The 22509-nt window shown below is 67.0% G+C and carries 21 protein-coding genes; 9 read left to right on the top strand and 12 right to left on the bottom strand.

Translation table 11 applies throughout. From position 1 onward, the window contains the following. Positions 1-23 precede the first annotated feature (23 nt). Positions 24-2420 carry a S8 family peptidase gene (locus tag G8760_RS29160; RefSeq protein WP_166356332.1) on the bottom strand — a complete coding sequence of 799 codons (2397 nt, stop codon included), beginning with the start codon at positions 2418-2420 and terminating at the stop codon, positions 24-26. A gap of 232 nt (positions 2421-2652) precedes the next feature. Next, the gene (locus G8760_RS29155) at positions 2653-3273 is read right to left on the bottom strand and encodes a CG0192-related protein (RefSeq protein ID WP_166356331.1); all 621 of its coding nucleotides are present in this window, start codon (positions 3271-3273) and stop codon (positions 2653-2655) included. A gap of 152 nt (positions 3274-3425) precedes the next feature. Between G8760_RS29155 and ykgO the strand changes: the two genes are divergently transcribed. The 5 genes from ykgO to G8760_RS29130 all read left to right on the top strand — a co-directional run bounded on the left by ykgO (position 3426) and on the right by G8760_RS29130 (position 7039). Continuing rightward, a complete protein-coding gene (ykgO, locus tag G8760_RS29150) occupies positions 3426-3548 on the top strand; it encodes a type B 50S ribosomal protein L36 (RefSeq protein WP_166356330.1) in 123 nt (40 codons plus the stop codon). Positions 3549-3651: 103 nt separating this feature from the next. Beyond that, positions 3652-4662: an ABC transporter substrate-binding protein gene (locus G8760_RS29145; protein WP_166356329.1), complete on the top strand. Its 1011-nt coding sequence runs from the start codon at positions 3652-3654 to the stop codon at positions 4660-4662. Between the two features lie 7 nt (positions 4663-4669). Next, positions 4670-5731 (top strand): FecCD family ABC transporter permease, encoded by a 1062-nt coding sequence (locus G8760_RS29140; protein WP_246222729.1) that lies wholly within the window; start codon positions 4670-4672, stop codon positions 5729-5731. Then, entirely contained in the window at positions 5731-6789 is a 1059-nt protein-coding gene (locus G8760_RS29135) for a FecCD family ABC transporter permease (RefSeq protein WP_166356328.1), read from the top strand. Before G8760_RS29140 ends, G8760_RS29135 begins: the two co-directional genes overlap by 1 nt. Before the next feature lie 16 nt (positions 6790-6805). Then, positions 6806-7039: a siderophore-interacting protein gene (locus G8760_RS29130; protein WP_166356327.1), complete on the top strand. Its 234-nt coding sequence runs from the start codon at positions 6806-6808 to the stop codon at positions 7037-7039. 89 nt (positions 7040-7128) lie between these two features. Here G8760_RS29130 and G8760_RS29125 read toward each other — a convergent pair whose 3' ends face one another. Together G8760_RS29125 and G8760_RS29120 are read right to left on the bottom strand one after the other, a co-directional pair. Then, entirely contained in the window at positions 7129-7503 is a 375-nt protein-coding gene (locus G8760_RS29125; RefSeq protein ID WP_166356326.1) for a nitroreductase family deazaflavin-dependent oxidoreductase, read from the bottom strand. Between the two features lie 286 nt (positions 7504-7789). Continuing rightward, positions 7790-8488 carry a ComEA family DNA-binding protein gene (locus tag G8760_RS29120; protein WP_166356325.1) on the bottom strand — a complete coding sequence of 233 codons (699 nt, stop codon included), beginning with the start codon at positions 8486-8488 and terminating at the stop codon, positions 7790-7792. 233 nt (positions 8489-8721) lie between these two features. On the opposite strand from G8760_RS29120, the gene G8760_RS29115 reads away from it, so the two are divergent. Then, positions 8722-9963, top strand: a complete 1242-nt coding sequence (locus G8760_RS29115) for a serpin family protein (protein WP_166356324.1) — start codon at positions 8722-8724, stop codon at positions 9961-9963. A 104-nt stretch (positions 9964-10067) separates the two neighbouring features. Here G8760_RS29115 and metX read toward each other — a convergent pair whose 3' ends face one another. Continuing rightward, complete coding sequence (gene metX, locus G8760_RS29110) at positions 10068-11213, bottom strand: homoserine O-acetyltransferase MetX (RefSeq protein WP_166356323.1); 1146 nt, start codon at positions 11211-11213, stop codon at positions 10068-10070. 4 nt (positions 11214-11217) lie between these two features. Then, positions 11218-12510, bottom strand: a complete 1293-nt coding sequence (locus tag G8760_RS29105; RefSeq protein ID WP_166356322.1) for a bifunctional o-acetylhomoserine/o-acetylserine sulfhydrylase — start codon at positions 12508-12510, stop codon at positions 11218-11220. A 421-nt stretch (positions 12511-12931) separates the two neighbouring features. Here G8760_RS29105 and gdhA point away from each other — a divergent pair, with 421 nt between their 5' ends. From gdhA to lhgO, 3 genes are all read left to right on the top strand, one after another. Continuing rightward, positions 12932-14281 (top strand): NADP-specific glutamate dehydrogenase, encoded by a 1350-nt coding sequence (gene gdhA / locus G8760_RS29100; RefSeq protein ID WP_166356321.1) that lies wholly within the window; start codon positions 12932-12934, stop codon positions 14279-14281. Between the two features lie 383 nt (positions 14282-14664). Further along, on the top strand, positions 14665-15153 hold the full coding sequence (locus G8760_RS29095; protein ID WP_166356320.1) for an amidohydrolase family protein: 489 nt from the start codon (positions 14665-14667) through the stop codon (positions 15151-15153). Next, entirely contained in the window at positions 15150-16391 is a 1242-nt protein-coding gene (gene lhgO, locus G8760_RS29090; RefSeq protein ID WP_166356319.1) for an L-2-hydroxyglutarate oxidase, read from the top strand. The genes G8760_RS29095 and lhgO overlap by 4 nt, the downstream gene beginning before the upstream one ends. An 11-nt stretch (positions 16392-16402) precedes the next feature. On the opposite strand, the gene G8760_RS29085 is transcribed toward lhgO, so the two are convergent. The 6 genes from G8760_RS29085 to G8760_RS29060 all read right to left on the bottom strand — a co-directional run bounded on the left by G8760_RS29085 (position 16403) and on the right by G8760_RS29060 (position 22249). Beyond that, entirely contained in the window at positions 16403-17416 is a 1014-nt protein-coding gene (locus G8760_RS29085) for an SGNH/GDSL hydrolase family protein (RefSeq protein ID WP_166356318.1), read from the bottom strand. A gap of 77 nt (positions 17417-17493) precedes the next feature. After that, positions 17494-17958, bottom strand: coding sequence for a RidA family protein (locus tag G8760_RS29080; protein WP_166356317.1), 465 nt, complete (start codon positions 17956-17958; stop codon positions 17494-17496). Between the two features lie 41 nt (positions 17959-17999). Then, positions 18000-19280 carry a type III PLP-dependent enzyme domain-containing protein gene (locus tag G8760_RS29075; RefSeq protein ID WP_166356316.1) on the bottom strand — a complete coding sequence of 427 codons (1281 nt, stop codon included), beginning with the start codon at positions 19278-19280 and terminating at the stop codon, positions 18000-18002. 1 nt (position 19281) lies between these two features. Then, entirely contained in the window at positions 19282-20058 is a 777-nt protein-coding gene (locus G8760_RS29070) for an SDR family NAD(P)-dependent oxidoreductase (protein ID WP_166356315.1), read from the bottom strand. Then, a complete protein-coding gene (locus G8760_RS29065) occupies positions 20055-20978 on the bottom strand; it encodes an SMP-30/gluconolactonase/LRE family protein (RefSeq protein ID WP_166356314.1) in 924 nt (307 codons plus the stop codon). The genes G8760_RS29070 and G8760_RS29065 overlap by 4 nt, the downstream gene beginning before the upstream one ends. Beyond that, positions 20975-22249 (bottom strand): aspartate aminotransferase family protein, encoded by a 1275-nt coding sequence (locus tag G8760_RS29060; RefSeq protein ID WP_166356313.1) that lies wholly within the window; start codon positions 22247-22249, stop codon positions 20975-20977. The genes G8760_RS29065 and G8760_RS29060 overlap by 4 nt, the downstream gene beginning before the upstream one ends. Positions 22250-22509 lie beyond the last annotated feature (260 nt).

The following is a 22509-nucleotide window of genomic DNA, read 5'->3' as shown; positions in this document are numbered from 1 at the left end:
CACACCGGCCGCGAACCAGCAGATCAACACAGCCAGCGGCCCGCTTTGTAACCTATCGTCTGACACGCCGGGTCGGTGTTGTACTCGACACCGATGTCCGGGTTCTCGACGACGGACGCCGTTCCATCACCGGAGAAGACAAGTGGCGAATCCAGCGTGAAAGGACTGGCCGCGATCAACTCTTCGTTGATCTCCTGCACCGTGTCGAAGTACTCCGCGTAGACGGGGGTGATCTCAGGCCACGGGCTGTCGAGGGCGGCCGACGTATGCAGCCCGATGTACCCCTCACACCGGTCCAGGTCGTTATAGAGCAGATTGAGCAGGGGCAGCACTCCCGCCTCGTCGGCGGTGGCGCCTTCGCCGAGGGAGAAGCTCAGCTCGAACTCCGGTGGCCGCCCGGGCTGATTGGTTCCGGGCACCAGCCCCGCGTCGACCAGCACGGGAATGTCCCAGCGCACCGCCTTGGTCGGCCATCTGACACCCTTCATCATCGGCACGTGGCACCACGCCTGGTACCCGTCGAGCACCATCATTCCGGGGGTACGAGGTTTGCCGTCCCGGCCTGGCCAGGTACCCCGCCATGCGCCGGTGGCCTCGACACTGCCGTCTTCGAGCAGGAAGATGGTGCCGGTGATCTCCCAGACGCTGTGGTCGGTGTAGTTCCACACCCCTTCGCGCTTGTCACGATGCTGGCCACGCCAGGCGTGGGTGGTGACGATCTCGGGCAGATGCGACACTCGATCCACGAGGCCGGCTATCGGCTCGGTGCGGTCGAAGTCCAGCCGCACCGTGTACGGCGTCACGGCGGCGAGGTCCTCCAGACCGAGCTCAGTTGGATCGTCGACGAGACCCAACCACGCCAGCACTGCGACGACGTCGATCCGGCCCGCCTCGTCCCGCCACAGCGGCATCAGCGAGCGGATGTGCGCGGGAGTGAGATCGGGCCGCTCGGCCAGCACGATGGCTAACAGTCCGCTGATGAGCGGCGCCGCGAACGACGTCCCGCTGCCGACCGCGTACTTGCTGCTCGTATCCTGCCGATCGACGTCGGCGATCAACATCCGGACCGCTGGTGCCAGCACATCGACGTCCGGCCGGTCGGGGGAACAGGAATACACCTCACCGGACGGCGCGTAGCCACCAACGGAGATCACCGTGTCAAGGACCGCCGGCCACAGGTCAGCGTTGGTCGACCCACCACAGCCTTCGCCAGCGCCGTTGTTGCCAGCACCGGCGACAACGATGACACCTTTGCTTTCGGCGTAGTCCGTCGCCGCCGCGACACCGGTCGGGCAATTGGTCAACCACAGGACCGACTTACATCCGAGCACCATCGAGATGTTGATGATGTCGACCCCGGCGTCGACGGCCATGATGATGCCGCGCACCATGTCGGCCTCGGATCCGTCACCGATGTTGATCGGGTAGATCTCGGCACCCGGGGCGATACCCGGAACCGCACCCGCGGGCTGACCGACGACGACGGAGGCGACGGCGGTGGCGTGAACCCCCGGATTGGAGACCCCGTTGTGCACGCCGTCAGAGGCCGCCGCAGCCTGGTCGCCATCGCCATCGTCGGCGCCATCGTCGGAGTTGGCGTTAGCAAGAAGCCAGTAGTCGACGTGGCGGCCGTCTCGTACGGCCCCGGCCAACGAGGGGTGGCTCGCGTCGACCCCCACCGCCTCGATCGTGCCGACGACGATACCTTCTCCACGGGGATTGCCCGGCAACACGTCGTACCTCATCGCATCGGCGTACCAGGTGGCCAACGCCGAGCCCGACGCACTGGCGGCACTGCTGTCGGCCGAGTTGTCGACGGGCAGGTTCAACGAGGCCGATATGACACCCGAGTCCGGCCCCATCGCCTCCTCAATGACCCGTTCGGCTTCCTCGAGCGAGTCGACGGGCACGACCTCCACGTCAGGGGAAGAGTTGTCCTCCGTGGGATCCCAACTGTGGACGAGGAGTACCTCGAGGTCGTCCTCACTCAACTCAGCCTCGTCGTCCGGCTGGGCTGGCAACTCGACCACGACAACGGATGGTTCGGACGCGGCACCGTCGTCGGTGGCCGCACTGACCGAGATCGCCCCGTCCGCACCGATGTTCTGCGCCAGCAGCGTGAGCGCACAGCTCTCCGCGCAGATGTTGGCGGGAACCTCGACCTCGCCGTCGACGCCGCCAACGACGTACCGTGTGGCCTCGCCGACCGGGTCCCAGGTCAGGCTGACCGCACCATCCAGGAGTTCCGCGGTCACCTCGGTCATCGTGAGGGACGAGTCCGCTCCGGCCGACTCGGTATCGGCGCCGTCACTGGCAGACGAGCCGTCGTCGCCGGTGCATGACACCACGACGAACGCCGAACACATCACCGTCACCACACCGGCCCGAAGGCGCCGGCCAGCCGACACTCGCACAACCATCGTCCTCGTCCGTTTCGTAGAAAGGGGACGAGCTTAAGGCGGGCCTACTACCCGCCAGCATCCGGTGCGGTTGACGGCGCCCGGCAGACATGCGCTATAGGGCTTTCGAGCGTTAGCGCAACGGTGGAGGGTTTTTCGCACAACGGTGGAGGGTTGTCCTCGCCAGAGCAGGTACTACCTTCCACCGTTGCGCGGAAAGCCCTCCACCGTTATCGACCGCGGCGATGCACGCTCAGGTTCGCACACCGGCGAGCACGGACGGCCCGCCATCGGCCCACCGGCCCGTGAGGGTGTGCGGCGCGCTGACATCGGTCCCGACGACGCGCACCAGCACGATTTCCAGGTCACCGGCTTGCACGAGTGTGGTGGGGCCGTCGTCGCGGGCCGTCACCGCGTCGATGTTTCCGACGTCGACGGCGCCACCACCGCTGGCGTCGACCCGGACACTCGGTTCCCGCCGCTTCCGGGTGCCGTCGCCGGCGTCCACCGTCTCCTCCGCCTGGGCTCCGCCAGACAGGATGACGGCCGCCGTCTGCGCTGCCCACACGGGGTCTCCGCAGCCGTCGTAGATCCAGCGGGTGCCCAGGACCGAGTGTTCCGACGTGCCGACCAAGAACGATTCGGCGCCGGGCAGTGCGGCGCCGCGGTAGGTCAAGGGGACGTGGAGGAGCGCTCCGTCCGGCGAGGCAACGAGCATCGCCTCTATGCCGACCTCACCCTCCGGATCATCCAGCCGGTACGCGCCGACCACGTGGGGCCCGCCACCTCCGGGCCACCAACCTCGAGTTGGCAACCAATCGGCCAGCAACTCCTTCTTGGTGGGCGTCATCGTTGCCTTGTGAATCAGTGCCATGGGGTCGACCCTATGGCCGGTGACTTCGCAGCGGCACTCCACCTGGCCGCACCATAGGCCCGGCAGACGGCGTGCGGAATATTTGATAATCGGTCTCGTTATACTCTAGCGTCAAGCCGCATGCGTGGCCGCCGACAGAACGGAAGGGTCCGATGAAGGTACGCAACTCCCTGAAGTCGATGAAGAACAAGCCTGGCGCTCAGGTTGTCCGCCGCCGCGGCCGGCTCTTCGTCATCAACAAACAGAATCCTCGATTCAAGGCCCGCCAGGGCTGACCACCGAGCGCGTCGCGCCAGGGACATCCCCGAAAGGAGCCCCTGGGGCGACGCCATGGAGGCAAGCGGAGAGGGTCCCCTAATTTAGGTTAGGCTGACCTTCATGAACCTCGGGACTTCTCTGCGCCGGTCCATGTTCGTGGCGCTAGGCGCGCTGATCATGACCGGTGTTGCCGCCTGCGGATCCGACGATGCCGATCCCGGCGACACCACCACGGTCGAGGCGGGCGACAACACCACAACGGAAGGCGGAGGCAACGCCGACGCGGTGACCGTCACGCACCGGTTCGGCACCACCGTGATCGACGCCGTTCCACAACGAGTCGTCACCATCGACTCGCAATGGACCGACGTGATGCTGGCTATGGGTGTTGAGCCGGTCGGCCACACCATCGACAGCTACCTGCCGGACTCCATCACCCCGTGGCAGGAGCTTCCCGCCGACGCGGCGGCGTTGACCACGGTGGATGGCCTGCCGTTCGAGCAGATCTCCGCCCTGGAGCCAGACCTGATCGTGGGCACCTTCACGATCGCCGACGACGAGACCTACACCCTCCTGTCGGGTATCGCTCCGACGGTGGCCTCGCTGGACAGCGGTCAGGTGTCCCCATGGCACGACCTAGTGGATGTGGCCGGCGACATCCTCCGCGACGTCGAACGCGCAACCTCCGTGATCGACGCGGTGGACCGCCGGGTCGCCGACGTGGCCGCCGACCTCCGCGGCCTGGCCGGTCAGACCTTCGCCCTGGCTCAGTACATCGTCGGCGACTCGATGTACATCGTCGCGGACGAGGACGACGGATCCAGCGTCTTCTTCCAACAGCTCGGCATGCAGCTGTATCCCCCGGTGGTCAGCGAGGCCGAGAACGCCAGCCAGGCCCGGCTCAACGTCGCCACCGAACGGGCCGACCTTCTGCGGGCCGATCTTCTGGCGTTCCTGGTGAACGGCGGCGATGAAGACGATCTCACCGACATACCCGGTTTCGACCAGCTCCCCGGCACCGTGGCGGTTCTCGACTACGCCACCATCGTGGCCTTGAACACGCCGTCTCCGTTGTCTATCCCGTACGCGTTGGACAGGTTGCTGCCGTACCTCGAGGACGCCAACGGGTGAACCACCGGTGACCCCGCACCCGCTGGCTCCATCGGCCCGTCCTCAGGCCGCGCCACCACCACCGGCACACCCCCGGCGGCGGCTGTTCCTGGGGCTGGCCGGACTCGGCGCGGCCGTGGTGGTGGTATCCGTCGCCAGCCTGTTCCTCGGCGGCCGCTCGATCGACGCCGGCACCGTCGTCGACGCCTTGCTGCGCCACGACCCCACCAACTCCGACCACCGCGTCGTCACTGACCTCCGCCTGACCCGCACCATCGCGGGTCTGCTGGTCGGAGCGGCGCTCGGCCTGGCCGGGGTCATCATGCAGGGGGTCACCCGCAACCCGCTGGCCGACCCTGGGCTGCTCGGTGTCAACGCCGGCGCGGCACTCGCCGTGGTCTGTGCGATCAGCGTGTTCGGGATCACCAGCGCGTTCGGCTACATCTGGTTCGCCTTCGCCGGTGCCGCGGCCACCGCCGTGCTGGTCTACGCGATTGGGGCCATGGGCCGCGACGGAGCGACCCCCGTCAAGCTGGCCCTGGCGGGCGCGGCCATGACCACCGCGCTCACCTCGATCACCACGGCCATCCTGCTCGCCGACACCGCGACGTTCAATGAACATCGCTTCTGGACCGTGGGTTCACTGGTCGGCCGGCGGCTCGACCTCATCGTGCAGGTGGCACCGTTCATCGCCGTCGGTGCCGTTGTCGCCCTGTTGGCTGGGCGGTTGCTCAACGGATTGTCCCTGGGCGAGGACACCGCACGTGCACTCGGTCAACATGTCGGCCGATCCCGCGTGGTCTGCACAGGTGCGGCGGTAGTGCTGTGTGGAGCCGCCACCGCGATCGCCGGGCCCATCTGGTTCGTCGGCCTGGTGGTCCCTCATATCGCCCGGCAGATCACCGGACCGGATCACCGATGGGTGTTGCCGTACTCGTTGCTGATCGCACCAGTGCTGGTCCTGGCGGCAGACCTGGCCGGCCGCGTCGTCGCGCGTCCCGGCGAGTTGCAGGTGGGGATCACGCTCGCCTTCATCGGGGCACCCTTCTTCATCGTCTTGGTCCGCCGACGACGGCTCCGGGAACTGTGATGACCACCGCCACCAACAACCACAGCCGGTCCGTCGCACACCACGGGGACCTGTCCCGGCGGCGTCACCACCACCGCGTCGCCACCGTCTGCGTCGCACTGCTCGGGGCCTGCGGCGTCGCATTCGGCGCAGCCCTGTCCATCGGTGACGTCGACGTCTCGCTGACCGCTGTGCTGGGGGCGCTGACTGGGAACGCCGACGACGGGACCACCTACATCGTCCAGCAGTTGCGGCTGCCCCGGGCACTCGTAGCGGTCATGGCCGGGGCGGCGCTGGGTCTGTCCGGCGCGGTATTCCAGAGCCTGCTGCGCAACCCGCTGGCCAGCCCGGACATCATCGGCATCACACCGGGCGCGGCGGCTGCGGCGGTGATCGCCCTGCTGGTGCTCGGGCTGGACGGCTACGCGGTGTCGGTTGCCGCGGTGGCCGGCGCGCTCGGAGTAACGGCGACCATCTACGGCCTCGCCTGGCGACACGGTGTCAGCGGCTATCGGCTGGTACTCGTGGGCATCGCTGTGGCCGCCGTCATGACCAGTGTCGTCTCGTACTGTCTGACCCGGTCCGACGTCTACGAAGCACGGCAGGCCCTGGGGTGGCTCGCCGGCAGCCTCAACGCGAAGACCTGGCCAACCGTGCAGATCCTGGCCTCGGCCGTCGCCATCCTGATCCCGCTGGCGTTGCTGGCCGGGCGGCAGCTTCGGGTGCTGCTCCTAGGCGACGACACCGCACGCGCCCTCGGCGCGCCGGTCGAGCGGGCTCGGCTCGCGCTGATCGCGGTGGCCGTTGGGCTGGCCGCGGTGGCGACCGCCGCGGCTGGTCCGGTGGTGTTCGTCGCCTTCGTCTCCGGCCCGATCGCACGTCGCCTAATCGGCGGAGACGGCACCACACTTGTGCCCGCCGCTCTCGTCGGCGCGCTGATCATGACCAGCGCCGATCTCGCCGGCCAACACGCGCTGCCCACGCTGCAACTGCCGGTGGGGGTCGTCACCGCGATCGTCGGCGCTCCCTACTTGCTCTGGTTGTTGACCGTCACCAACCGCGCCGGGCGCGGTGGATGAGGAGACTCCACACACCATGACCACCGTTACCCTGTCCTACAGCGAACCGCACGTCGTGGCCGCTCACCACGTCACACCACGGATGCGCCGGATCACGCTCGGCGGCGACGGCCTCGACCGATTCCGGCCGGTGGCCCCCGACCAACAGGTCAAGCGGGCCGTCGCCTTCACCGGCTACTGGCGCTACCAACTCACCCATGACGACGCGCTCACCGCCGACGACATCGCCGACAGCAGCGACGACACCTGACCCGTCGGCGCGTCGTACCGACCGCAGCTCACTCACCGTCGAAGGATTCACTCGACCAGCCCGACGCGGCATGCTGGCCTCCGATCGATTCAGCGGGCGACCAGGTCCATGCGGAGGAACTCGGTAATGCGGAACAGCCTCGGTGGGCGCGCCACGTCATCCGCGAGGGCCTGGAACGCCTCATCTGTGCCGACGACACGTGGTGCACCGAGTTCGATCTCGTGCCCGTCGACCCGCAGTCGCGCACCTCCGGCGGCCAGGACGTTGCGCACCCAGTCGGCTCCCGATCCGTAGACCAGGATGAACAGATAGCCACCGTCGACGGGATGTGCGTCGAGCGGCGTCTGATACGTCTGACCAGAGGTACGGCCGACATGGGTCAACACCGGCCGCTTCCCGCTGGCGATCGCCGGCGGGTTGAACACCCGCTTGTTGATCCGCCCCCACCATCGCGGCATTGGCATTGGGATCTTCCTTTCTCGCCGGAAGGGGTTCGTTGCGGTGAGCCGTTCGTTGTGTGCGGTCGACCCAGCCCGCAAACTTACACCTGTAAGGAATAGGTACGACGACCAGAATGCCTTACGGGCGTAAGGATGTCAATCGGATACTCAACCCGAGGGCGCCCGCGCGACGACGGACGCCACGAACGGAGCCCTTCCGAACGCTCGCGCCCCCGTCGGGAGATGACCGAAAGACCTAGCTTGGCTGGCGTGTCGCGCCGGCCCTCCGGCGCGACACACCAGCCCTGCACTAGTTCACGCAGGCGAGTCCTTGACCCTTGATGCCATTGAGATGGCCGGGCCCGATACCGCTCACTCGCGTCAACGCGTCCACCGAAGCGAAAGGTCGGAGGTTGACGATCTGCTGCGCCCGGTCGGGACCGACCTGATAGATCCGCTGAAGCTCCTGCAGCCCAGCACTGTTGATGTCGACCTGCCCGGAGCCACAACCGCCGGCGGGCTCGGGCTCCGGTTCGGGTTCCGGCTCCGGTTCGGGTTCAGCCGCCGGTGGTTCGCGTTCCGCGTCGGCGAGGGCCTGCGCACGCTCGTCCAGCTCCGCCTCGCGGTCGTCCAGCGCCTCTTCTCGGGCAGCAAGTTCCTCTTCGCGTTCGTCGAGCTCCCCGAGTAACGACTCCCGTTCACCTTCGAGCTCAGTGATGTGTTCTTCGAGCCGGCCGACGTCGTCCGGCGACACCGAGCCATCGAGTGCTTCTCTGGTCTCGTCGAGTTCGGTCTCCGTCGCCTCGAGCGCGCTCTTAGCCTCGTCGAGGTCAGCCTGGGCCGCCCCCAGCTCCGACTGCAACTCTGCGGCCCGGTCGGCCGCACCAGAGTCGGCGGCGGAGGTCCCACCGATCCCGAGGCCGACCACTAGAGCCAGCGCCGCCGCTACCGCGATCTGTGATCCACGCCGCCGGTACCACTGCTCGGCCGACGTCCCGTTCTCATCCATGATGCCCCCACCTGTGTCGATGGTTCCCGAGCCCCCTCAAGGAACCAGCACACTCGTCGCATTGGATATATATAGGCACCAGAGCGTACGAGGCGTGATCAACAACCGATAGATGTCGTTATCGATTCTTGTCCGCCGCTGGGCTCCACGCGCTCGCGGAAGGGGAACCGCAGCGCCGGCGGCGGCGTCGAACGGCTGTAGATCTTGGATGACCTGGAGGCTGGCTCGTGCGCATGAGAACCCCCGCCGGCATGACGGCCGCCGTGATGGCCGTCACCGTGGCCCTGGCGGGCTGTGGCACGTCGAGTCTGCCCGGCGACGCCGCGCGGATCGATAGTGATCTCGTCGCCCACGTCGGAAGCGACGACATACGGCAGGTCGGAGAGTCGGTCAACACCTTCGGGTTCGACGTGCTCGCGGAGGTGACCGACGGCACCGAGAACGTCATCACCTCACCGGTCTCCGTCTTCACGCTGCTGTCGATGGTGCTGGCTGGCACCGGAGGTGATACCGCCGACGCGGTAGCCGCGACACTGCATCTGGACGAACCGCACGACACCCGCCTCGGCGCGCTGGTCCGCACGTTGGCGGACACCGACGACGTGACGTTGTCGATCGCCAATGCCGCATGGGTGCGCGATGGAGTCGACCTCAAACAGGACTATCTCGACTACGTCACTGGCGGCCTCGGCGCCGTGGTCGAGGAGGTCGACTTCACCGCACCAGAGACGATGGAGGAGATCGACGCTTGGGTGGACGAACGCACCGAGGGCAGGATCGACGAGATCGCCAATGACCTCGGCCTTCCCTCCGACTCTGCCATGTTCGTCCTGCTCAATGCGGTGTACTTCCTCGGCGAGTGGACCACCAGATTCGACCCCGGCCACACCCGGCCACGGCCGTTCACCGTGGCGAGTGGCGAGCAGCCGGAGGTTCCCACGATGAGCACTCGCGGCGAGCGCTTCGAGCACGTCATACGAGACAGCTACCGCATGCTGCGGCTGCCCTACGGCGACGACGAGAGATACGGCATGGAGGTGGTCCTCCCGAACCCGGACCACGAGCTGGCCGACGTGGTGGACATACTCGATGCCACCGAATGGCAGGACGCCGTTGCCGAGCTGACGGCAACCGGGTTTGATGAGGTCGCGCTGCCCCGGTTCGAGCTCGAATGGGATCTCACGCTCAACGACGCACTCATCACCCTCGGCATGCGGCCAGCTTTCCTGATGGACGCCGATTTCGCGCCGATGACCGACGCCGACGTGTTCATCGATCGGGTCGTACACAAGACGTATATCCGGGTGGACGAAACCGGCACCGAAGCCGCGGCGGTAACCGGCACGGCGGGCGACGGCAGCGCCCCGGTCGACCCGGCCGTGTTCCTGGTAGACCGACCGTTCGCGTTCACCATCTCCGACCGGGAGACCGGCGTGATCATCTTTCTCGGAGTGGTCACCGACCCCCGGTCATAACTGGCCCGACGGCGACCACCCCCGCCCACAGCCCGCTGCCGGACGGCTTCCAGGTTCCGATCCCGGCCCCGATTCCCATCCGGTGCCCCTATTCGCGGGGGTTCTTATTCGCTCAGCAGATCGGCGACGAGAGCGCCAACGGCGGCCGTCTCCACGAGGAATCCATCGTGTCCGCAGGGCGATGACACGACGGCGACCGGCCCGGCGCCTGGGATATACCGGGCCAGCTCCTCCTGCTGCCATAACGGATAGAGCCGGTCGGAGTCGACGCCGGCCACCACGGTCCGGGCACTGACCCGGGCCAAAGCGGATTCGATCCCACCGCGGTCGCGGCCAACGTCGTGGGTGTTCATCGCCTCGCTCAGCCGCACGTATGAGTTCGCGTCGAATCGGCGGACGAGTTTGTCCGCCTGGTGATCCAGGTAGGACTCGACGGCGAAGCGGCCGTCGCCGTATGGGTTCTCGGCCTTCTGCGGCGCTCGCCCGAAACGGGTCTGCAGCTCCGGCTCACTCCGATAACTGATGTGGGCGATCCGGCGGGCGATCCCGAGGCCGACGGTGGGGCCCCGATCCGGCGGGACGTCGTAGTAGTCACCACCTCGGAAGGCGGGGTCGGCCCGGATCGCCTGGATCTGCGCGGCCGACAGGCCGATCTGCTCGGCCGACGCCGCGGCACAGGTAGCCAGCAGCATCAGCCGGTCAACCCGCTCCGGCCAGGTCACGGCCCACTCGACCGCCCGCATCCCACCCATGGATCCACCGAGCACCGCGGCCCAGCGCTCGATGCCCAACGTGTCCGCTAGCCGCACCTCGACGGCGATCTGATCCCGCACGGTGATCCGCGGAAAACGTGAACCCCACGGCGCCGGTGGCGTAGCACCGGACGACGTCGACGGTCCCGTGGTCCCTTGGCAGCCGCCGAGCACGTTGGGCGCCACCACGAAGTAACGACGGGTATCGATCGGTGCGCCAGGGCCCACCATGCCGGGCCACCAGCCGGCGGTTGGGTGGCCCTCGCCAGCTGGACCAATGACATGACTGTCGCCGGTCAACGCGTGCAAGATCAGCACGGCGTTGGACGCGTCCGCGTTCAACTGCCCCCACGTCTCGTAGGCCACCCGCACCCCAGGGAGCGCTTCCCCGGTCTCCAGCTTGACGTCGCCGACGTCGGTGAATTTCCGTCCACCAGCCGGCGCGCCCTCCCACCAGATTCCGCTCGTGGGAGGGCCGTCCGCTGGTTGTGCCGGCACCCGGCTACCCCTTTGCGGCGCGCAGGCCGGCGTCGAGGTCGGCCAGGATGTCGTCGATGCCCTCCAGCCCCACGGCGAGACGGACCAGGCCAGGCGTCACCCCGGCGGCTCGCTGCTCGTCGGCGTTGAGCTGCGAATGTGTCGTGCTCGCCGGGTGAATCGCCAGGCTGCGCACGTCTCCGATGTTGGCGACGTGACTGAACAGTTCCAGCGAGTCGATGAACGTCCGCCCAGCATCGTGGCCGCCGGCCAGCTCGAAGGTCAGAACCGCGCCGGCGCCGCGGGGTAGGTACTTCTGGGCCAGCGAGTTCCATGGGCTCGACACCAGGCCGGGGTAGCTGACCGAGGCGACCTCGTCGCGGGCGGCCAGCCACTCGGCTACCGCCACTGTGTTCTGGACGTGCCGCTCGATCCGCAGGCTCAATGTCTCCAGCCCTTGGGCCAGCAAGAACGCGTTGAACGGCGAGATCGCCGAGCCCAGGTTGCGCAGGAACTGAACCCGCGCCTTGGCGATGTATGCGGCCGGGCCGAGGGCATCGGCGTAGACCAGCCCGTTGTAGCTCGGATCCGGCGTGGTGAACCCGGGGAACCGGTCACCGTGGGCGGCGTAGTCGAAGCTGCCACCGTCCACGAGGACTCCGGCGATGGCGGTGCCATGTCCGCCGATGTACTTCGTCGCGGAGTGGACCACCACGTTGGCGCCGTACTTGAGCGGGTTGAGCAGGTACGGCGTGGCGATGGTGTTGTCCACCACGAACGGCACGCCCACCTCCTGGGCGACGGCGGCGATCGCTTCCAGGTCGAGGACGTCACCCTTCGGGTTGCCGATGGTCTCGCCGAAGAACGCCTTGGTGTTGGACGTGGTCGCCGCCCGCCACGCCTCCGGATTGTTCGGATCGTCGACGAACGTCACCTGGATGCCGAGCTTCGGAAAGCTGTGCCGCAGGAGGGTGTCGGTGCCACCGTAGAGGCTGGCCGACGCGACGATGTGGTCACCCGCCTCGGCCACGTTGAGAAGCGCCGCCGACGTCGCCGACTGTCCGGACGACAGCAGGAGCGCCCCGACGCCGCCCTCCAGGCTGGCCAGCCGCTGCTCCACCACGTCCTGAGTGGGGTTCATGATCCGGGTGTAGATGTTCCCGGGCTCGGCGAGGCCGAAGAGGTTGGCCGCGTGCTCGGTGTCCCGGAACTGATAGGACGTCGTCTGGTAGATAGGCAGCGCCCGTGCTCCGGTGGCTGGGTCGGGCTGCTGGCCGGCGTGGATCTGGCGGGTCTCAAACGACCACTGGTCATTCACGGTGTACTCCTTGACATCGGTGGCACGGCGAATCCCCCACACGTCGAGTGTGGTGGCTCCGGCACGCTGGAATGGCCTGAAAGCAGGCGATGCTAGATAGGTTCCGAACGCTGTGGGCCGCTGATCAGCGACACATCATGCTGGCCGCGCGCATGCGGGTGCCGGCACGGGGCGAGAGAAGCATGAAGTCGGACATTTTCCTATCCTGCTGATGGGCGGAGCAGCAAAACAAGATACTGTCCGACTATTGAGACATGATGTCCAAATTGCGGACTACTGGGTGGCGTCGTCGGAGTTCGACACCCCAGCTAGCCTGGTATCACGATGCCGCCACCGGCGCTGGGCATCAGGTCACGCCGCGCTCAGGTCACCGATACCGCCTGCGAACGCGCCACCACCCCCACCACGGAGGCACTCGACCATGCCTGGTCTCGACGAGAAGTTGCAGCTCATCTACGACACGGTGCTGCGCCGCAATCCGGGTGAGAAGGAGTTCCACCAGGCCGTCCACGAGGTCCTGGACAGCCTGCGTCCGGTCGTCACCAAACATCCCGAGTACGCGGACGCCGCCGTGATCACCCGACTGTGTGAGCCCGAGCGTCAGATCATCTTCCGGGTTCCCTGGGTTGACGACGCGGGGCAGGTACAGATGAATCGCGGATTCCGAGTGCAGTTCAACTCCGCCCTCGGACCATTCAAGGGCGGCATGCGGTTCCACCCCAGCGTCTACCTCGGGATCATCAAATTCCTCGGATTCGAGCAGATCTTCAAGAACTCCTTGACCGGGATGCCGATTGGCGGCGCTAAAGGCGGCTCAGACTTCGACCCCAAGGGCCGCTCCGATGGTGAAGTCATGCGGTTCTGCCAGTCGCTGATGACGGAGCTCTACCGCAACATCGGCGAATATACCGACGTCCCGGCCGGCGACATCGGCGTCGGTGGACGAGAGATCGGCTACCTGTTCGGCCAGTACAAGCGGATGACCAACCGCTACGAGTCCGGCGTCCTCACCGGCAAGGGACTGACGTGGGGTGGCTCCCAGGTTCGCCGGGAAGCCACCGGCTACGGCACGGCCTTCTTCGTCAACGAGATGCTCAAGACCAGAGGGGAATCGTTCGACGGCAAAACCGTCGTCGTGTCCGGTTCCGGCAACGTCGCCATCTACGCCATCGAAAAGGTGCAGGAGCTCGGCGGGACCGTTATCGCGTGCTCCGACTCCGGTGGCTACGTCGTCGATGAAAAGGGGATCGACCTCGACCTGGTCAAGGAGATCAAGACGGAGCGACGCGGCCGGATCTCGGAGTACGCCGAAGCACGCGGGGGCGCCGCCGAGTTCATCTCCGGCCGGACGGTCTGGGAGGTGGCATGTGACGTCGCCCTACCATCAGCGACGCAGAACGAGCTGACCGCCGACGATGCCGTGATGCTGGTCAAGAACGGCTGCCGGGCCGTCGGCGAGGGCGCCAACATGCCCACCACCCCGGACGGCATCAAGGTCTTCAACGACGCCGGCGTGCTGTTCGCCCCCGGCAAGGCCGCCAATGCCGGTGGTGTCGCCACCAGCGCCCTGGAGATGCAGCAGAATGCGTCGCGTGACTCGTGGAGTTTCGAGTACACCGAGAACCGCCTGGCCGAGATCATGCGCAACATCCACGACCGGTGCGCCGAAACCGCCGACGAGTACGGCGCTCCCGGCAACTACGTCGCAGGAGCCAACATCGCCGGCTTCATCCGAGTAGCGGACGCGATGCTCGCCCTCGGCGTCGTCTAACCACCCCTGACCGCACCTGATCTCCGTTTTGCCACCTGATCGTTTCTACCGGGGTGATCAGATGCGCGCTCGACGTGTTGATCGCGGTGAACGGCGCACATTGGGCGCCCGATTGCCGCGCTCGACGTGTTGATCGCGGTGAACGGCGCACATTGGGCGCCCGATTGCGTCTCACGAAGCGGACGGAGAACGATCAGATGCATCAACCGGCGAAAACCGTCCAGCAGTGCATCTGATCGTGCCCCGATAACCCGGCTGAGCTTGGACCAGCAACGGCCACTTCCCAGCGGAGGTTGATGTGGAGAACAGCGTTGAAGAACGCGGCGTGCTTGATCCTTCCGAGGGTGTGACCGTCCAGGAGGCTGCGGCCGCAGCTGGTCTCGGTGGCACGGTACGTCTTGCAGTTGTGCCGTGACGGCGGCAACCGCAGCCAGGTCGTGCTGTTTACCGCACCGAAAGCGACCAGGCGGGACTTCCTCCGCCACGAGTACACACTGATCGGATCAGACGGGGCGGCGCTCCCGTTAGACCAGCACGGACGCAAACCGCACCCGCGGGCCTTCGGCGCACATGCCAGGGTTCTCGGCCGCTACACCCGCGAACTCGGTGACCTCGTCCTAGCTGGCGCTGTACACAAGATGACCGGGGCCGTCGCCGACCGCGTCGGCATCACCGACCGCGGCACACTACGCCCCGGACAGGCCGCGGATATCGTCGTGTTCGACCCGGACACCATCATCGACAACGCGACGTTCGACGACCCGGGCCAGCCACCGTCGGGCATCGACCATGTCATCGTGAACGGCGAGCCGGTCATCGATGCCGGAGTACAGACGCCAGCGCGACCAGGAAAGGTGCTGCGATCAGCATGACATCGAGTGCGGCACCAGCCGGTCGCCGATACGCCGTGATCGGTGCCGGCATCGTCGGCGCCGCCGTCGCGCGGGCGTTGACACAGCGCCATCCCGGGTGCCAGGTCACGATTCTGGAGAAGGAGACGGGTCCGGCCGAACATCAATCGGGCCGCAACAGCGGCGTGGTCCACGCCGGGCTCTACTATCAGCCTGGATCGGCCAAGGCACGGCTCGTGCGCCGTGGAATTCGGATGCTTCAACAGTATTGTCAGGAGCGCGACCTACCGTACGTCGAATGCGGCAAAGTGCTGATCGCCCGGAACGAGCGCGATCTCGATCGGCTCAAAGACATCGAGGCCCGCGCGACCGCGAACGGCGTCTCCAAGGTTCGGCTTATCGATCATGACGAGCTCCGCACCATCGAGCCCCACGCCGCCGGCATCGCGGCTCTGCACTCACCAACAACGGCGATCGTCGACTACCCGGCCGTCACCCGTGAGCTTCTGCAAGACACGGTGGATGCTGGTGGTCGGGTCCATACCGGTGTCACCGTCACCGGATTCGATCAACAACGGTCGTCCGAGGTCGTCATCAAGGGTCTTCACGATGGCACCGAAGCCGACCTTGGCGCATTCGACCACGTCGTCGTCTGTGCGGGCCTGCACGCCGATACGCTAGCCGTTCTCGCTGGGCATGATCCCTTCCCCCGCATCGTGCCTTTCCGTGGTGAATTCGCCGCACTCGTTCCCCACCGCCGCGCGCTCGTCAACGGCCTCATCTACCCGGTGCCCGATCCCCGCTACCCGTTCCTCGGCGTCCACCTCACACCGCGGGTTGACGGCGAGGTCTTCATCGGGCCAAACGCCGTCCTCGCTACCGCCCGCGAGGGCTACCGTCGCCGCGACGTGGACCTGGGGGCCCTGCGCACCCTCGTTGGCTGGCGAGGCTTCCGGAGATTCGCGCGGCAGAACTGGCGCGCCGGCCTCCGTGAAATGTACGGCTCGGCGAGCCGCCGAGCCTTTGTCCGGGGTGCCCGCCACTATGTTCCCGAGCTGACCGTCCGAGATGTTACGGCGGCACCAGCTGGCATCCGCGCCCAAGCGATGAACGCCGACGGATCGCTCGTCGACGATTTCCGCACGAGCCGAAGAGACCGCATCTTCGTGGTCCGCAACGCGCCGTCACCGGCGGCCACGGCATCTCTGGCCATCGCCGACGACATCCTCGCCGAACTGGACGAGGGGCCGCGCGACTAGGGTGCACGACACTAGGGCAGGAGACCTTTCACTATCGGCACCAGAGATTGACCAATGTGTTCGTATCCTTCCGGCCCCGGGTGGAGCCCATCATCGGATAGGAGATGGGCGTCGGATTCGCCGAGGACGTCAAGGCCGTCGACGTAATGCAGGTCGCCGTCCCCGAACCGTTGGAGCAACTCGGCAGCCTCGTGTACCTGGCCCCGCACCTCGGACAAGGTCATCTCGGTCTTGCCAACCAGTGACTCACGGGACGGGGAGACCACCGGAGACATCACCACCATCGGGGTGCCGGGGTGCCCGTCGCGGATCGTGCTGATCAGCCCAAGAATGTTGGGCAGCAGGGACCTCCGGTTGAATGTTCCGGCGCCGTAGATGTTGATCCCCAGGCAGGTGACGATCACGTCAGCGGGCTCGTCGCGGATGAGCCGACCGATCATGGGATCCATCTGGCATTGCCCACCGAAGCCGAGGCACAGCAGGTCCAGATCGTGGGCGCGGGCGACGATAGCCGGCCAGGTGCGGGCCGGAGAAGCGGCCGCGGCACACTGAGTGATCGAACTCCCATAGGCGATGATCCGTCGCCGCTTCGACGGCTCCGGCTTGGCAACCGTCGCGCCGACGGGGAGGTGTACCGACGCGAGTCGGAAGTCATCGGTTTGCGGCAACCACAACTCGACCCTTTTGTGCCCGGAGGGAAGCTCGGCTTCAGGAAGCGAACCGTCGCCGCCCACGGGCAGCGAGGCCACGATCTCACCGGCGATGACGACGTCGACGTACAGCTGCTTGTCCGAATCCGGAGGAATGGCCCGCGCTGATACCGCCGATGCGTCGGTCTCCACGACGACGCGGATGCCGGCCTGGTGCGTCGCCCTCGTCCTCAGCGGACCACTCGGGAACAGGTCCAGCCGGTCTACCGGTAGCCGCCACCCTCGGGACCAGTCCGCCGTGTGTTCGACATCAACCGTTCCGGCCCAATCGAGGACATCCGCGTCCGCCCGGATCTCTTGGTAGTGCGGGGTCACAGTGCACCTCGGATCACGTCACGGGTTCTGAATGGCGAGGACATGTCCGTCGTCGGTCCGCATGCTGGCGGAAGGCATCAGACGCGGACCTTGGCGACCATTTCGACCTCCACGCAGACACCCAGCGGAAGGCTGGCGACGCCAACGGCGGACCGGGCGTGCCGGCCTCGGTCGCCGAGGATGTCGTGCAGGGCCTTGCTGGCACCGTTGGCCACCTGAGGCTGCTCGGTGAGCCCGGCGACGGAGTTGACGAACACGGTGATCTTCAGCATCCGTTCGACGGCATCCAGCGAACCGGCCGCGTCGGCCAGCCGGTACAGGCCGTTCGCGACCGCCTTGGCCGCCTCACCGGCGGCCTGCTCCACCGAGACTTCTGCGCCGACCTGGCCGGTCAACGGTGCGGCGTCGCCGTCGAAGGCAACCTGCCCGGAGATATAGGCGACGCCGTTGTCGATCACGACCGGTTCGATCATGGCGCCGGGTTTCACCGGAGCCGGCGGGGCGGACACCAACGCGGCAAGCTGCTGTGCGGTCGAACTCATCGAACGTCTCCTTCACGAAGAACCGGATCAACAATGGGTGGTCAGAAGTACGTGCGGGCTGCGCTGACGACGTGGTGGTTGTCATCAACGATCGGGATCGTTCGCCACTTGTCGAACGTGGTACACGGGTGGGAGATACCGAGGACGACATGATCGCCGGTGCGAATGACGTCGTCCTGGTCGGTCGGGGTGAACAGGTACCCGTGTTGGTCGTTCAACCGGTCCACCACGACGCGTTCCAACGCCGGCACTCGATCGGCGGTGTCGTAGCTGCGGCCACGGTACCGGGCCACGACGACGGGCATCCGCGAGTCGAACGAGACGTCACGCCGGCCGGCGTCGATGATCGCCAAGCCGGGCTCTGGGGTGGAGATGACACGAGACCAGACGTGCAGCGCCGGCCGGAAGTTGTCGTCCGTCGCGGCGAACGGCGACGCCTCCCCATAAGAGCCGTGATCATGAGTCAGGTAGCACCCAGAACGGATCACGACCTCCACCGGCTGCGAGTACTCCTCTCGGTCGGCGGTGAACACCTCGACGACCTGATCGAAGAAGGCGCTTCCCCCGCCGGTCAGGATCACCGGGCCACCTGCCCGGAACGCGTTCATCTGCATCAGCCGCTCGGCAGTCCCCCGGGCCATGCCCAGGAAAGTACGCACCGAGTCGACCACCTCCGGTACCCGGGCCCCACCGAGGACACCCTCGAAACAGCCGACACCAGCCAGCTCGAGTTCCGGTGCGTCGACGACGGCCAACCCGACCGCTACCGCGGTGTCAACGTCGCGAGCTCCGGCTCGGCGACCAGCGGCACCGACCTCAACCAGCACCGGGAAGGGGCGGGCCAGGGCGCCGCGCAAACCGTCGCACATCGCTTCCACCGCGGCGACCGAGTCGACGAAGGCGTAGATTTCGAGGTCCGGATCGTCCCGCAACAGGCCGGCCAGCATCGTGAGTCCAACCGGGTCGATGCACTCGTTGGCGATCAGCACCCGCCGGACCCCGAACCCGGCGAGTGCCTGGGCCTGCCATGCCGTCGCGGCAGTGGCGCCCCACGCGCCGTGCTCAACTTGGAGGGCGACCATCTCGGGGGACATGGTCGTCTTGCCGTGCGGAGCGATCCGCACGTCGTGCTCCGAGCAGTAAGCGTGCATTCGTGCTGCGTTGTGGGCCAGCGCGTCGCGGGTCAGCGCGGCTACCGGCGTCATGAAGTCTTGGCCCAGGTGCCAGCCCTGGGCAGCGATCCGGCTGGCATCGAGGCCATAGGCATCTGGTGGGAAGCTCTTGTCGCGCCAGGAGATCGTCCAGTTGTCTGTGCCGCTCATGTCAGTAGTGCACCCATCCACCATCGACGTTGATCACTTGACCGGTGACGAACGAACTCTCCGCGCTGGCCAGGAAGACGAACGCGCCAGCCATATCATCGGCGAAACCTCGGCGCTTGAGCGACTGAACGGCGGTTATGGTTTCGAAGACTGGTCCGGGGTCGGGCGCCCGTTCGATCTCGTCCTCGGTGCGGATAGCGCCCGGCATCACCGCGTTGACCCTGATGCCGTCCGGCCCCAGTTCTCTGGCCAGAGCCCGGGTCAGCCCGACGATCCCGGCCTTGCTGGCGATGTAGGCCAACGTTCCCGGCTTCCCGCCGGTCTCGGCCATCACCGTGGTGACGTTGATCACCGACCCGTTCTCGCTGCGGTGCAGATCCGGGTAGGCCGCCCGGGCAAGCAGCCAGGAAGCGCGCAGGTTGACGTGCTGCACGTGGTCCCACTCCCGCAGTGGAATGTCACGCCAGTGTGTGCGCGGACCCGTCGCGGCATTGTTGACCACGATGTCGATATCGCCGAGAGCCTTCCGCGCCTCGGCCACCAGCTGGTCCGGTGCTGCCGGATCGGCCAGGTCGGCCGGGATGGCGACCGCACGACCACCGGCGCCACGCAACTCTTCGGCCACCTTCTCGGCCAGGTCGACAGCCATCGGTTCGGGTTCACAGCCCAAGGCCACCGCGGCTCCCTCGGCGGCGAACGCCCGAGCGGTCGCGGCGCCGATACCCCGGGACGCGCCGGTGATCAGGGCTACCTGGCCATCCAGGCGGGGCGCGCTCACCGCAGCTCCCCCGAGGCGACAACCACCTTCGGTTTGGGCAGACCCGGAGTCGAGGACCGCGCCCGGTACAGCCGGCCGGCCCGCGGTTCGGCGCGAGAGCGGTCCTCGTCATAACCCTCGCGGGCCGTCGTGATGAGGATGTCGCATCCGTCCGGACCACCCAGTTCCACACTCGTGGCCTGCGGCGGCTCCACGCCGATGACCTGGGTCAACGTGCCGTCGGCCGAATACCGACGCACCTCGCCGCGCCCGTACATCGCCACCCAGATCCCGTCGTCGGTGTCGGTGGCGATGCCGTCGGGCAGGCCGTCGTCGTCGGCAAAGGTCAGCACCTGTCTGCTGCCGACCAGGCTGCCGGAGTCGGGATCGATCCGATGCGCCCACACCGTTCGCTCGAAGGTGTCGACATGGAAGAGGGTGTCTCCAGATGCGTTCCACGCCATCCCGTTGGTCAAGGTGAAGCCGGTAGTGACCTGGGTGACGCTGCCGTCGGTATCGACGCGCAGCAGCGTTCCGCCCAGTTGCTTGCGTTCGGGGGCGATCGACCCGATCCACAGCCGCCCGGCGGCGTCGGCGACTCCATCGTTGACCCGCCAGCCTTCGTCGAGCCCCAGGTGGCACCACGTTCCGGCAACCCTCCACCCGTCGCCGGCGGGATCCTCCTCCACCACCAGCAGGGTCTGACCAGAGGCGATCACAACCCGCCCGGACACCGCCGGCTGCACCAACGACACGCGACCGCCGGCGTCGTGAACCAACAGCGCCGGGCCGCCCGGGCGTCGAGTCCACACCTGACCAGCGGCGGCGTCTACCCACCACCAGGCGGTTCCATCCCACCGGGGGCTCTCCCCCAGCTCGGTCCGTGGCCCGTCGCGCTCGGTGACCAGTTCGGCGAGGATCGTGCCGTCGGTGACCGTCATCGGGACCCCACCACCGCCGCGAGCGCGGAGTCGAGCCGATCGACGGTGGCGGTGAGTTCCCGCTCGCCGTGGGCCGCGGACACGTACCAGATGCCGCGTGGCGCGACCCAGATGCCGTGGTCGACCAGGACGGCGGCGAGTTCGGCGTACCGGGCAAGATCTAGCTTCGCCTCGACGGTGGCGTGATCGCCGATCCGGTCCGGCGGGCCGAACGACACGTGGAAGGCGGCTGGCAACCCTTGCACCCGCAGCGGCAGCCCGTGCGCGGCCCCGGCCTGGGTGACGACGTCCATCAGCTTCGCCCCATGGGCCTCGACCGACTCGTACGGAGGGTTCTCGCGTAGCTCCGTCAGGGTTGCGATGACCGCCGCGCAGGCAGCGATCGAGGAGTTGAAGGTGCCGGAGTGGTTCACCCCGTCGATCAACGCGTCCATGATGTCGGCCCGACCGGCCACCGCGGCCACCGGCCACCCACCGGCCATCGCCTTGCCGTAGACGGCCAGGTCGGGAGTGACGTCGAATCGTTCGGCGGCACCTCCTAGCGCCAGCCGGAAACCCGTGATCACCTCGTCGAAGATCAACACGACGCCGTGGCGGTCACATAGGCGACGCAGCGCGGCAAGGTACCCGTCGTTGGGGGTGATCGCGGCGCTGTTGCACATCACCGGTTCGATGATCAGCGCGGCCACGTCGTCGTGCGTCGTCAGTATCTGCTCGACCGCGTCGAGGTCGTTGAACGGGACAAAGTATGTATCGTCCAAGTGGTGGCCGAGCTGGCCCCGGCTAGCCGGCTGTGCCGCGCCGTCGGCCACCTTCACCAGCACGTTGTCCAGCCACCCGTGGTAGGTACCGACGAACCGGATGAACCGGTTCTTCCCCGTGGCGGCCCGGGCCAGGCGCAACGCGGCCTGGTCAGCCTCGGTACCGGTCAGGCCGAAACGCACCCGCTCGGCCCACCGCACTGAATCCAGGAACAGTTCACCAGCTCGGTTCTCCAGCACATGCTGAGCGCCGAACACCGCCCCGCGGGCAGACTCCCGCGCTACCGCCTCGTTGACTCGACGCGGCGCGTGCCCGAGGAAGTTCGGCCCCTGCCCCAGCAGATAGTCGACGTAATCGTTCCCGTCGGCGTCATAGAGCCACGCACCCTGCCCACGCTCGAAAAAGACCGACGGCCCGGCCAGGCGCACATTCGAATGAACACCACCGGGCGTCAGCTCGTTCGCCTGGTTCGCCAACTCCGTCGAACGCGGCCGAACATCGATAGTCACCGTGGCTCCGATCTATCGAGATTAATTGTCTGAGTCAGACAATCATTTATCCGACGTCGCGTCAACACCGCACACGTGCAGCCCTAGGCGCAGCTGCCAACCGTCTTGATCATGAGCGACTTACACCCCCAGGACAGCCTGTTGCGTTTTACGGGGGCGGCTGGTGGTGAGTGATGTCGTTCGGGAAGGGTGTTCCTGTCTGGGTGGTGGTTGGGGTTGTGGTGTGGCTAGGTGGTGGCGAGTTGTGGTGTGGTGATGCC

It is taken from the genome of Phytoactinopolyspora limicola (assembly GCF_011320225.1).
In the GTDB taxonomy this organism is placed as follows: domain Bacteria; phylum Actinomycetota; class Actinomycetes; order Jiangellales; family Jiangellaceae; genus Phytoactinopolyspora; species Phytoactinopolyspora limicola.
Note: the sequence above shows the minus strand (reverse complement) of the source record. Positions and strands in the feature narration are given on the sequence as shown.